The following is a 12,725-nucleotide window of genomic DNA, read 5'->3' as shown; positions in this document are numbered from 1 at the left end:
TCCGGACCGCGACGGGCAACCGTTCCACCGGGCATCAGTCGAGCAGATTACGGGCGTACTCGCCCCGCAGCCGGTCGTCTCCCAACGCCCGGGCGGCCTCCGTCAGCACCGCGCGGATCTGCTGCGCGCGGTGCTGGAGCGCGGGGTCCGGATGGCCGGCGAAGCGCAGCGGGTGGAACTCGGCGGCGAGCAGCGCGTAGGCCCGCTTGACCTCTTCACTGCCGGCCGAGCGTGCGAGCCCCAACACGGTGAAGTAGTCCGCGTCCTGGATCTCCTCGAACTTGGCCTCCAGGCGGTGCACGTCCAGCTCCGGCGGCAGGTTGCCGTGCGCGTCCTCCGACGGCGGATGCAGCGCGATGAGGCCCAGCGTCCGCGCCACCGCGAGCGCCTTGAGCGCTCCGTCCTGCGGCAGGCCCGCGCCCAGGAGCAGTGACTCCACCGTGCGTTCGCCGTCCACGGCCTGCAGGAGCTGGAGCTCGCGAGCGGAGAGGCCGAAGTCCGCGGGGGGCATGTGCGCGTCGCCTCGGGAGACCTGGGCGCGCAGGGAGCCCGCCGCGTCCAGGAGCGATTCGGCGGTGAGCGTGTTGCGCAGCCCTTCCGCGAGCAGGTGCAGCGGCGGGCGCGTGGCGGCGGCGAGCGCCACTTCGTGGGGCGCGGGCTCCGGCACCAGGCGGTAGAGCGTGGAGGGCTCCGCGAGCGCGTCCAGGAAGACCTGTTCGGTGTAGCGCTGGACCAGCGGGACGGATTCGGCTTCGCGCACGTAGCCGCGCCCACGCAGGGCTTCCAGCAGCGTGCCGGTGGTGGCGCTGCGCACGAGCCGCAGCTCGGCTTCCTGGCGCGCGTCGATGAGGCCGTCCGCGCGGGCACGGTCCACGAGGGACTCGCCCTGCGCGGAGGACGCGGCGCCGACCAGGGCTCCATCGCGCAGCCAGAGGACGCGCAAGGCGTTCATCACCTTGAGCTCCAGGCGCACCTCCATGCGCGCGTCGCAGAGCCGCAGGATGAGGCGCGAGAGGCCCTCTTGCGTGAGGCTGCCGCTGCGGGCCACCGCCATCTCCGGGCGGCCGGGCGATTCGAGGGGGATGATGGTGGCGCGGGCCTGGGCCGCGGCTTCTTCCGCGTCCCGCTGCGCTCGGGCTTCGAGTTGTTCGCGCTCGCGTTCGGCCTGGAGGCGCTGTTCGACGGCTTCGGCTTCGAGCCGGGTGCGCGTCTCTCGCTCGCGGGTGAGCTCCTCTCGGAGCTGGTCGAGCTGCGCTTGCAGGGTGTCTCGGGCCTGCGTGAGGTCCGAGGATTCGGAGCGGGCGCGGGCTTCGGCTTCGGTGCGCGCGTGGGTTTCCGCGGCGAGGCGGGATTCCGCGGCGGTGCGGGCCTGGGACTCGGTTTCGAGGCGGGCTTCCAGGTCCTGGCGTGCGCGGCCCTCGGAGTCGAGGCGGACCTCCAGCACGGTGCGCAGCCGGCCTTCGGACGTGGCCTTGGCGGTGGCTTCGGCGGCCTTCTGCTCGGCCTGGAGGGCGCGGGTTTCGGCGGCGGTGCGGGCCTGGAGTTGCTGTTCGGCCGTGGCTTCCGCTTCGGCGCGGGCCTGCTCGGCCTGGGCCAGGTGGGTCCGTGCGAGTTCGTCCGCGTCGGTCCTGGCGTGCGTGGACTGCTCCGCGCGGGACTCCGACTGGGAGAGGGACTGCGTGAGTTGCTCCGCCCGGGCCTGGGCCTGGGCCAGCTCCTGCGTGAGCTGCTCGACGCGGGCCTGGGCTTCGGTGCTCGCGTGGGTGGATTGCTCCGCGCGCGCTTCGACTTCGGTGCGTGCCTGCGTGAGCTGCTCGATGCGCGACTCGGCTTCGGTGCGTGCTTGCGCGAGCTGATCCGCGCGGGCTTCCGCGTCCGAGTGCGCCTGCGTGAGCTGCTCGATGCGCGACTCGGCCTCGGTGCGTGCACGCGTGAGCTGCTCGATGCGCGACTCGGCTTCGGTGCGTGCCTGCGCAAGCTGATCCGCGCGGGCTTCCGCTTCCGTGTGCGCCTGCGTGAGCTGCTCGATGCGGGCCTGGGCCTGCGTGAGCTGGTCCTCGCGGCTCCCCGAGTTGGCCTGGAGCTGCTGGAGTTGCTCCGCGCGGGCCTCTGCTTCGGCCCGTGCCTGCTTCAGCTGCTCGGTGTTGGCGTCGCGGGCCTTTTCGGCTTCGGTGGCTCGCGCTTCGGCCTGCTTCAGGGCCTGCGTCAGTTGCTCCACGCGGGCTTCCGCCTGGAGCAGGGCTTCGGCGGGCTGCGCGGCCTTGGCTTCGGCTCGCTGGCGGGCCTGCTTGAGCTGCTCCATCCGGGCGTTGACCTGGCTCAGGGTCTCCGCGAAGCGCGCCTCGTTCTGCAGCCTCGCCGCATCGGCGTCTTCCAGTCGGGCCTGGGCTTCGGCCAGGGCTTCCTCGGCCTTCGCGGCCCGCGCTTCCGCCTGGGCCAGGGCTTCGGCGTTTTGTTCAACGGTGGCTTCCGCGGCGGCTCGGGCCTCCTCGGCTTGCGTGGCGCGGCTTTCGGCCTGGCTCACCGCCTGGGCGGACTGCCTTGCCTTGGCTTCGCCCTGGAGCAGCACCTGCGCCAGTTGCTGCGCCCGGGCCTCCACCTGCGCCAAGGCCTGCGCGGACTGCTTCGCCTTCGCCTCGGATTGCGCCAGCGCCTGCGTGGCCTGCTGCACCCGCGTCTCCGCCTGGGCCAGCGCCTGCGAGGATTGCTTCGACTTCGCTTCGGACTCGGACAGAGACTGGGCCAGCTGGTGCGCTCGCACCTCCACCAGGGACAGCGCCTGCGCGGAGTGCTTCACCTTCGCTTCGGCGGTGGTGCGGGCCTTCGCCTCTGCTTCGGCCCGGGCTTCCGCCTCGGCACGCCGCGCATCCAGGTCCGCACGGAGCGCGGCGTCCTCGGTGTCGCGGCTCTCCGCCTGGTCGGAGTCGGCTTGCGCTCGCTGACTCGCGTCCGCGCGGGCCCTGGCTTCGGCTTCCGCCCGGGCTTCGGCCGCGATTCTTGCCTCGGTCTCGGCTTCGAGCCGCGCTTCCACGTCCGTGCGTGCGGCCAGCTCCAGCTCGGCGCGGGCTTCGGCCTCCTCGCGCGTTTGCGCTTCCTGGCGGACTCGGAGCTCGGCCTCCTCGCGCGCCTGGACCTCCGTGGCGAGCCGCTTCTCGAGTTCGACGAGCTCGAGCCGGGCCATCTCCGCGAGGGCTTCGGCTTCGCGGCGGTCGCGAGCCTCGGCTTCCGCGCGGGCTTCAGCCTCCACCCGGCCTCCGGCTTCGGACGCGAGCCGTGCCTCGACCTCCGCGAGGGCCTCCGTCGCCGACTCGGCCCGGACTTCCGAGGCCTCATGGGCCGCCGAGGCCTGCTTCAACAGGGACTCGGCTCGGGCGCGGGCGTGGACCTCCGCTTCGGCCCTCACCTCCACGGCGCTCCGGGCCTCCACCTCCGCGTCCGCTTCGAGCCTCGCGTCTTCGCGTGCTCGCTCTTCGCTCGCGATGCGGTCTTCCAGCTCCACGCGGAGCGACTGCTCCGATTCGGCCAGTGCTTCCGCGTCCGCTGCCCGGGCCTCTGCCTCCTCGATGGCTGCGTGGGCCAGCGCCAGCTCTTCACGCAGCGATTCCAGCTCCGCGGCGAGATCCGACGACGGCTCGACTGCGTCCGTGCGCGCGGGGGCGGGGGCTTCCTGCTCCTGGGTGCGCGTCTTGTTCGCCCGCTGCAGGCCTCCGGGCACCAGTGGTGCCTGGACTTCCTGCCGGGCGTCCGCGCGCGACGAGGCACCGACTGCATCCGCTGCACCGTCGCGAGGATTCGCGGAGGAGCCGGCTGGCGTCACCGCATCGCCTGCTCCTGCCGCGACAACAGCGCCGGACTCGTTGCCCGGACGCGTGGAGGTGCCGCCTGTTGCCGCACCGGACTTGTCGCTCAGGCCCGTGGCGCTGCCGCCCGAGCCTGTCGCATTGCTCGAAGCCGCGACGCTGCCTCCCGAGCCCGCCGCATTGAATGAGGCCGTGGCGCTACCACCCGTGCCGGCCGCATTGCCCGAAGCCGCGACGCTGCTACCCGAGCCTGCCGCAGTGCCCGAGGCCGCGACGCTGCCACCCGCGCCTGCCGCATTGCCCGAGACGGCGGCACTGCCTCCCGTGCCTGTTGCATCGCCCAGGTTCGCGGACGAGACACCCACGCTCGCCACGACGCCCGCGCTGCTCTTGCCCGACGAGCGCAGCGGGACACGGGCCGCGACACGCAGCGGCCTCTCGGTGTTCACGCGAGGCGCGGCGCTGTCCGCCGTTCCTCCATCGCGCGATTCCGTGACCTCATCCGGACGCGACGCGGCCTTGCCCGGCTTCGCGTCATCACCCTTCGCGCTTGCCGCAGCCGCCGGGCTCGCGGTGCCCGAAGGCTCCGCCCACTGGAGGGGCCTGGCCCCCTCCGTCTTCGCATCCTCGACGGTCTCGGAATCGAACCAGTCCGACCCCACCGGCTTCGCGGCGTCCGAGGAGGACTCCTCCTCCTGCTCGCGCGCATCGGCGGAGGCCTTGAGGTCCGCCTCCAGCACGTCCCAGTTCGACAGGCCCGCCGCCGCCAGCTCCTCCGCGGTCGGCTCCGAGGGCGCGTCCTCCTGCGACTCACCCGCCGCCGCGGCCCGCTCCTCCGCCGCTACGTCGTCCGCGACCGAACCGAAGTCCGTCTCGTCGGAGTCGTCCACGCCGCCCGGAGACGCACTCGCATCCAGCTCCGGATCCGGCTCCAGTTCCTTCCACGCCAGCGGCGCGGAGCCCTCCGGATCCGACGCCTTCGCCGCCCCGCTGTCCTCGTCCGAGTCGACGTCGAAGAACCCCTCGTCCCCCAGCTTCGGCGCGGACTTCACCGGCTTCAGCCCCGGCGGGGTGAGTGGCTCCTCACGGAACGCGAGCCGCCCCTCGGCGGGCGCATCTTCCTCGCCCTCCTCGTTCGGGAACGGGAAGCGCAACGTGGTGCGCGCTTCCGGTGGACGGCCCTCGAGCGCATCCTCGGCGTTCGGCGGCTCCGCGTCCCACTCGGAGCCGATGCTCGCGTCCGGATCCTCCTCGCCCCACGCCTCGCCGGAGTCACCCTCCTCCGCCGACCCCGTCCACTGCGACTTCGTGCCCACCGACAGCGCGGAGTCGATGGAGGCGATCGCCTCCGTCTCCACTTCCAGGTGCGCCTGCTCCAGCGCGGCGTTCATCGCCAGGTGCGTGCTGCGCTCGCGCTGCTGGTGCACGGCGTGCGCGCTGCGCTCCTCGCGCGTCATCGCCGCCACTTCCCAGTCCGTCTGGTTCAGCGGCGCCAGGTCCCCGAACAGCGCGTTCGCCAGCGCGGGGTCCCCGCCCACCGAGCGCGGCGACGTCACGTGCCAGGCTTCGTCCGCCGGGGCGCTCCCCTTCGCCGGCTCGCTCAGCGTCCGGTTCTCCACCACGCGCCAGCCATCCGCCTCCGCCGGCGCGCGGATCAACGTGTCCACCAGCGTCACGAAGCTCGGCCCGTCCAGGGGCAGCGGCGCCACCGGCGCGCTGAAGCCTTCGATGGGCTCACTCAGCAGCAGCACCCGCGCCTTGTGGCCTTCCGGGTGCTGCACCAGCTCCTCCAACACCACGCGCCCGCGGTCGCTCTCCACGCTCGGCGCGAGCACGATGAGCTCCGGCAGGTGATGCCCGAAAGCAATGAGCGCGTCCGCGGCGGAAGTCGCGAGGATGACCTCGTGCCCTTCGCGGGACAGCAGTCGCCGGACGGCGGCGATGGTTGCGATGTCGTCGTGTACGAGGAGGACCGAGGCGCCCATGGGGGAGCCGGGGAGTCTACAGCATGGCTCCGGGATCCACGTCGATGACGACCTTCACCCCGTTGGGCACATCCGCCAACGCCGCCTCCAACCGGGCGAGCAATGGGGCGAGCGCCGCATGTGTCGGCGCCTTCAGGAGCAACTGCCAGCGCGTCTTGCCCCGGATGCGGGCGATGGGCGCCAGGGCCGGCCCCAACAGGCGCACCCCCGCCGACGCCGGGGGCATGTGTCGTCCCACCAGGTTCCCCAGGAACCGAGCCACACCCGCGGTCTGCTCCGGGTGCTCGCCCTCCAGCCGGACGGACGCCATGCGCGCGAAGGGCGGATAGGCCAGCGCCTTGCGCCACTCCAGCTCCTGCTTGGAGAACCCGTCGAAGTCGTGCGCCAGCATCCGCTTCACCGGCTCCGCGTCCGGGTTGTAGGTCTGCACCAACACCCGCCCCGGGTCCTTCCCGCGTCCCGCGCGCCCCGCCACCTGGGTCAACAAATGGAAGGTCCGCTCAGCCGCTCGGAAATCGGGAATCGCCAGGGACGTGTCCGCCATCACCACGCACACCAGCGTCACGCCCGGGAAGTCGTGCCCCTTGGCCACCATCTGGGTGCCCACCAGCACGTCGAGCTCCCGCCGCGCGAAGGACGCCAGCAGCTCCGTCAGCTTCTCCGCGCTCGTCGCGGAGTCGCGGTCCAGCCGCGCTACGCGTGCGTGTGGCATCCGCTCCAGGACCTCCGCCTCCACGCGCTCCGTGCCGATGCCGAGCTTGAGCAGCGGGCCGGTGCACTCGCGGCAGCTGTCCGGGACCGGGAAGGCCACGCCGCAGTAGTGGCACACCACCCGGTTCTGCGAGCGGTGGTGCGTCATGCACACGTCGCAGTCCTGGCACTTGAGCGACAGGCCGCACACCTCGCACAGGAGGATGGTGCTGTGGCCGCGGCGGTTGAGGAACAGGATGACCTGCTGCCCCTTGGCCACCGTCTCCTCCATGGCCTGGAGCATCTGCGGGCTGAGGATGGGCGCCTCTTCCGTCACCTGGCCCTCGCGCGGACGCTCCACGCGCAGGTCCACCAGGCTGATGGTGGGCATGGGCCGGTCGTCCACGCGGTTCTTCAGCTCCATCAGCTTGTAGCGGCCGGAGCGCGTGTTCTGGAGCGTCTCCAGTGAAGGCGTCGCGGAGCCCAGCACCACCACCGCGCTGGCCTGCTTGCCGCGCACCACCGCCAGGTCGCGCGCCTGGTAGCGCAGCTTCTCGTCCTGCTTGAAGGACGGGTCGTGCTCCTCGTCCACGACGATGAGCCCCAGGTGCTCCACCGGCGCGAACACCGCCGAGCGCACACCGACCGCGATCTTCACCGTGCCCTTGCGCAACGCCTGCCAGTGGAACAGCCGCTCACGGTCCTTCAGCCCCGAGTGCAGCACCGCCACGTCGCCGCCGAAGCGGCTGCGGAAGCGCCCCACCAGCTGCGGCGTGAGCGCGATTTCTGGCACCAGCACCAGGCTGCCCAGGCCGCGCGCGAGCGTGTGCTCCACCGCGCGCAGGTAAACCTCTGTCTTGCCGCTGCCGGTGACGCCGTGCAGGAGGTACGGCTGGAAGCCGCCCGCGTCGACGGCGCCTTGCAGCTCCTTCACCGCCAGCGCCTGCTCCGGGGTGAGGCGGTCCGGGCGGTTCTGCACCAGGCCCTCGCGCACGCCGGGCTGCAGCGTCACCTCCACCCACTTCACGAACTTGCGCGTCGCCAGCTTCTTCAGCGTCTCGCGCGCACCGGGGATGGCGTGCGTCACCTCGTCCAGCGGCGCGCGTCCGCCCACCGCCAGGAGGTACTGGAGCACCGCGACCTGCGCCGGGGCGCGGGCCAGCTGCGGGGGCACCTCCGTGACGAGCGCCTCCACGAAGAACTGGATGTCCGGCTTCGCTTCCTTCTCGTCCACCGCGGTGGAGAGGCCCGGCGGCAGCGCGCCGCGGATGACCTCTCCCAGCGGATAGCGGTAGTGCTCCGCGGTGAAGCGCAGGAGCGCGATGAGGTCCTTGGGCAGGGACGGCGAGTCCTCCAGCACGCGCTGGATGGGCTTGAGCCGCACGCCGCCTTCCACCGGTGCGTTCGCGGGCCCCAGGTAGAAGCCCAGCGCCATGCCCCGGCCGAAGGGCACGAGCACGCGCTGGCCCGGGGCGAGGTTGCCCGCGAGCGCCTCCGGCACCAGGTAGGTGAACTCCCCGCGCACGGGACGGCCCACGGCGACAGAGGCAAGTTGGGCGGGAGTGGCGCTCACGACGGGGCGCACTGTAGCGGCGTGCTCCCGCTCCGACACTTCCCTTCCCACATCCGTACGCCGCGTCCGCAACGGAATGGAACCGCGAGAGGGGGCCTCTGCCTGTGCCCGAGGAAAACCACCCAGCGCGAAGTGCTCTTGCTCCATGACCGACCTCTTGCCGCCAGCGTCCCCGGCCCGCCCGTCCTGCACCCGGGATCCACTGTGCCCCGGGCGTCTGACATCCTTCGGTGCCCTGGAAGCACGAAGGGCCCCTCCCGACCCTGGAAGACAGGGTGCGGAAGAGGCCCGGGTGGCCTGCGCGAATGAGGGGCGTGCGGGCGGACTAGCGGCCGACGGACTTCTTCACGGACGGGCGGTTGGACACGCGGTCCCACCAGGCCATCACGTTCTTGTACGGGGCCACGGTGTCCTTCTCCCCCATGGCGAAGAGGTACTCCATGTACGGCGCGAAGCAGACCTCGGCGAGCGTGAAGTCATTGCCCGCCAGGTACGGCCGGGTCGCCAGCGCCGCGTCGAGGACCTCCAGCGGACGCTTCAGGCCCTCGCGGCCCTTGGCGATGTTCTCCTCGTTGTTGGTGCCCCGGAAGCGCTCCATGACGATCTTCATCGCCGGGCCGGAGAAATAGGACTGCTCCACGCCGATGAACTGCTCCATCAGCGCGTAGGCCTTGGGGTCCGCGGGCGTCAGCGACGGGCCCGGCAGGGTGCGGTCCAGGAAGCGGCTGATGGCGCGCGACTCGTACATGACGAAGCCGTCGTCCAGCTCCAGCGCGGGCACCACGCCAAAGGGCTGGCGGGCGATGTGCGCGGGCGTCTTCTGCTCGTGCTTCATCAGGTCGATGTTGATGAACTCGACCTCGTGGCCCTTCTCCGCCAGGACGTTGAGGACCTTGCGGGTACACGTGCTCATCGGGTTGCCATGGAGCTTCATGCGAATCGCCTCCGCGCCGGGAACCGGGGATATCCCGGCCCTGGAACGGGCGGGACTTTCACCGTGAGTCCCGCCCATCGCAAGCGAATCGAAGCGGGCCGCTACTTGAAGAGCGTGTCCGGCACGGCCGAGCGGTTGTCCGCCTTGAGGGCGGTGAAGCGCACCACGCGCTGACCCGCCTTCCACACCTCCACCGTGCGGGGCATCCAGTCGCCGGTGGCCGGCGAGGCGTAGTCCAGGAAGCGCACGTCCCAGGCCGCCCCGGACGCGTCCGAGTAGCGCAGGCGCGCGGGCCGGAAGGCGTCCTTGTAGACCCAGAACTGGGGCTTGCCCTCCGCGGGGTCTCCCAGGACGAAGGCCACCTCACCGCCGAAGCGCGCGAGCGACGTCACCTTCGTGTTGATGCCCAGCCCCTGGAGGTAGGCCTCCTGGGCGAGCTTGGTGTCCTGCACGCTGCCCGCGTCCTGCGCGAGGATGGCGCACACCTGGGCCACCAGCACGGAGATGGCGGGCAGCTCCTTGCCCTCCACGCGCTTCTTGCCGGAGACCTGCACGGTGGAGGACTTGAGGCTGCTGTCCGGAGAGCTCGCGTCGAAGCGGCAGCGGCCCGGAATCTTCGCGGACAGCACGCCGTCACCCTGGAGCTCCGGGCGGTCCGTGGGGACGTTGAGGGCGGCCCCCGCTTCCGCAACGCCCGTGGAGGAGAAGATGACGGAGCCTTCCACGCGGAAGGCCGACAGGCGCTTCTCCTCCCGCGCGTTGGCCATGCGCCGCAGGATGGAGCCGCCGGGCAGCACGTAGGCGCCGGCGGCGAGGGACACGAGGACTGCGGATACGGCGATGAGACGCTTCACGGCTTCTCCGTCTTGACGACCTCGCGCAGGTACTCCAGGAGCCCTCCGCGCAGGTCGGGGCGCTTGAGCGCATAGGCGATGTTCGCCTTGAGGTAACCCACCTTGTCACCGGCGTCGTAGCGCTGGCCCTGGAACTTGTAGCCCAGCAGACCTTCGGTCTTCTGGAGCGTGGCCAGGCCGTCCGTGAGCTGGATTTCCCCGCCCACGCCCGTGGTCTGCTTCTCCAGGATGGGGAAGATGGACGGGGGCAGCACGTAGCGGCCAATCACCGCCAGGTTCGACGGGGCGGTGCCCTTCTTGGGCTTCTCCACCACGTGGTCGATTTGGATGACGCCGTTGCCCAGGTCCTTGCCGGCGGCGATGCCGTACATGTGCGTCTCGCTCTCCGGAACCTCCATCAGCGCGATGACGGCCTTCTGGTGCTGCTGGTAGATGCGCGCGAGCTGGCCGATGCCCGGATCCTCCGAGTCGATCATGTCGTCGCCCAGCAGGACGCCGAAGGGCTCGTCGCCGATGACGCTCTTGGCGCACAGCACCGCGTGGCCCAGGCCGAGCGGCTCCTTCTGACGCACGCTGATGATGCGCACCAGGTTCGCGATGGCGCGCATCCGGTCCGCGTCCGCCGTCTTCCCGCGCGCGCGCATCGTGGTCTCCAGTTCGAACGCGATGTCGAAGTGGTCCTCGATGGAGCCCTTGCCGCGGCCGTTGATGACGACGACGTCCTCCATGCCGGCCTTCACCGCCTCCTCCACGATGTACTGGAGGGTGGGCGTGTCGACGATGGGCAGCATCTCCTTCGGCACGGCCTTGGTGGCCGGGAGGAAACGGGTGCCCAGGCCGGCGGCGGGGATGACGCACTTGCGGATGAGCTTCGCTGCCTTCGTGTCAGGAGAGGACATGGGGCGGGGAATCTATTGGTGGCCCAGAACCCCAGCAAGCCGGATAGATTCCCCGGTGCCATGCCGCTCCGTGCCATCGCCGCCGCCCTGTCGTTGACGCTCTCCGTGGTCCCCTTCCTCGCCCGAGCCGCCACGACCGAACGGGCCGATGAGCTGCGCAACATCGCGAGTGCCCGGTCCCTGGGCATGGGCGGCGCCTACCGGGCCACGGGCCTGGGTGCGGATGCACTCCTGGGCAATCCGGCGGCGATGGCGCTGTACCCGGCCTACCGCATCGAGGGCACGGGTGCGTACGACCCACGCAACAAGGAGGGCTACCTGGGCATCAGCCTGGCGGACTCCAGCAGCGGCCGGCTGGCGCTGGGCGTGGACTACCACTGGCTTTCGCTGGGGCGTGGCGGAGGGCGTACGTCCGCGAACCTGAGCACGCTGGGCGCGGCGCTGCCCCTGGGGCAGTCGCTGCTCATCGGCCTGTCGGGGCACTACCTGCGACTGAATGGCCAGTCGCGCTTCGCCAACTCCATCACGATGGACGCGGGCATCCTCGTGCGGCTGAGCGAGCAACTATCGCTGGGCGTGTCGGGGCACAACCTCATCGACACGGAGAACGTGGAGCTGACGCGCTACTTCTCCGCGCACGCGGCCTACGTGGGGCAGGCGGTGGTGGTGGCGTTCGACATGCGCGGGGACTTCGAGACGCGCGACTCGACGGTGCTCACGTACAACACCGGCGCGGAGTACATCTTCGACCAGACGATTCCGCTGCGCGCGGGCTACACGTACGACGGTTTCCAGAAAATATCGCGCGTGACGGTGGGCGCGGGATTCCTGTCGCCCGGCGGCGGCGGCTTGGACCTGGCGTACGAGCACGACCTGGGCGGGCTGAACGGGCGCGTGCTGTCGCTCACGCTGCGGCTGCTGGTGAACTGAGGCGCCTCCAGGCGAAGCCGCTCTAGCGTCCGCGGCCCGCTTCGACGGCGTCCCGCAGGGCAAGGTAGCGCTCGGAGGCGGCGAAGCGGACCAGCTCCTCCAGTTCTGAATCGTTGGGGCGGCGGGCCCGGAGCACGGTGAGCGAGGGCCCGGGGCCTCCGCAGGCGACGAGCCCCGCGCGGTTGGCGGAGTCGCGCGCGGCGGCGACGAGCAGGTTCGCGTCGAAGTCGCGGGTGCCGGGCTCCATCAGCAGGGCGGCGCGCTCCAGGGCCCTGGGAGACAGGGACTCGCGCACCACGCGGGCGTCGTCGCCGGCATCCTTGGGGTTCTTGAGGACGGAGGACAGGAGCGCGAGCGCGCGCAGCAGGTGGTCCTTGCGCAGGGCGCGCAGGGCGAGCAGGTCCGGTGACAGCGAGAACAGCGCGCGGCCGGCGTGGAAGCGCAGCTCGGCGTTGGTGGGGGGCTGCTGCACGAGCTGCCGGCCCACGACGAGGCGCGGGGCGGAGGTGTGCAGCGGGGTGATGTTGGCGCTGTCGTCGTCGCCCGCGACGAGCTCCGGCAGGGGCACGCCCAGCAGGCGCGCGGTGCTGTTCAGTGCGTCGAGCACTGCGGCTGCGCCCGGGCCAGAGGAGGCGCGCAGGGGCTCCGTGGTGTTGGCGATGCGAGCGGGCGACGGGAACAGCCGGCACAGCGCGATGCCCACGCACGCGAGCAGCTCCCCGGACGGGGTGCGCAGGCCTGGGTGGCGCAGGCCGGCGCGCTCCTGGTTGGTGAGGGGCGCGCGCAGCACGCGGGGCGCGGGGACTTCGCGGCCCTCCAGTGCGTCGGCGAGCTCGCGCATGAGCGCGGCGCGGGTGGAGTCGCCGCGCTGGTCGAAGTGGTCCACGAGTCCGCGGTAGGGCTTCGGGTCGAGCGGGCTCTCGCGCACGAGCTTGAAGACGATGGGCTCCGCGGAGGTGGAGTCCGCGGGGGGCTCGACGTCCGGGACGGCGGCGGGCGTCTCGCGGGTCTCGGTGGAGCCGACGGTGGGGCGGCCACTGGCATGGGGACGCGTGGGGGC

6 protein-coding genes and 1 pseudogene are annotated in these 12,725 nt (G+C 71.6%); 1 reads left to right on the top strand and 6 read right to left on the bottom strand.

Annotated elements, in window-relative coordinates; all coding sequences use genetic code 11:
- Positions 1 to 34: 34 nt before the first annotated feature.
- The 5 genes from D7Y11_RS25085 to galU all read right to left on the bottom strand — a co-directional run bounded on the left by D7Y11_RS25085 (position 35) and on the right by galU (position 10,735).
- Positions 35 to 5,785, bottom strand: a complete 5,751-nt coding sequence (locus tag D7Y11_RS25085) for a response regulator receiver protein (protein ID WP_126934965.1) — start codon at positions 5,783 to 5,785, stop codon at positions 35 to 37.
- A gap of 16 nt (positions 5,786 to 5,801) precedes the next feature.
- Positions 5,802 to 8,195, bottom strand: a complete 2,394-nt coding sequence (gene priA, locus D7Y11_RS25080; RefSeq protein ID WP_126934964.1) for a primosomal protein N' — start codon at positions 8,193 to 8,195, stop codon at positions 5,802 to 5,804.
- A 178-nt stretch (positions 8,196 to 8,373) separates the two neighbouring features.
- Entirely contained in the window at positions 8,374 to 8,982 is a 609-nt protein-coding gene (locus D7Y11_RS25075) for a glutathione S-transferase family protein (RefSeq protein WP_121754344.1), read from the bottom strand.
- 101 nt (positions 8,983 to 9,083) lie between these two features.
- Positions 9,084 to 9,836, bottom strand: a complete 753-nt coding sequence (locus tag D7Y11_RS25070) for a hypothetical protein (RefSeq protein ID WP_121754345.1) — start codon at positions 9,834 to 9,836, stop codon at positions 9,084 to 9,086.
- Positions 9,833 to 10,735: a UTP--glucose-1-phosphate uridylyltransferase GalU gene (gene galU, locus D7Y11_RS25065; RefSeq protein WP_121754346.1), complete on the bottom strand. Its 903-nt coding sequence runs from the start codon at positions 10,733 to 10,735 to the stop codon at positions 9,833 to 9,835. Before galU ends, D7Y11_RS25070 begins: the two co-directional genes overlap by 4 nt.
- 60 nt (positions 10,736 to 10,795) lie before the next feature.
- On the opposite strand from galU, the gene D7Y11_RS25060 reads away from it, so the two are divergent.
- The gene (locus D7Y11_RS25060; RefSeq protein ID WP_126934963.1) at positions 10,796 to 11,665 is read left to right on the top strand and encodes a hypothetical protein; all 870 of its coding nucleotides are present in this window, start codon (positions 10,796 to 10,798) and stop codon (positions 11,663 to 11,665) included.
- Positions 11,666 to 11,687: 22 nt separating this feature from the next.
- On the opposite strand, the pseudogene D7Y11_RS43400 reads toward D7Y11_RS25060, so the two are convergent.
- Positions 11,688 to 12,725: pseudogene (locus tag D7Y11_RS43400) on the bottom strand (hypothetical protein); the annotation flags it as partial.

Source organism: Corallococcus sp. AB018, from assembly GCF_003986945.1.
Taxonomy (GTDB): domain Bacteria; phylum Myxococcota; class Myxococcia; order Myxococcales; family Myxococcaceae; genus Corallococcus; species Corallococcus exiguus.
The sequence above is the reverse complement of the archived record's forward strand: the minus strand, read 5'-3'. Positions and strand labels throughout refer to the sequence as shown.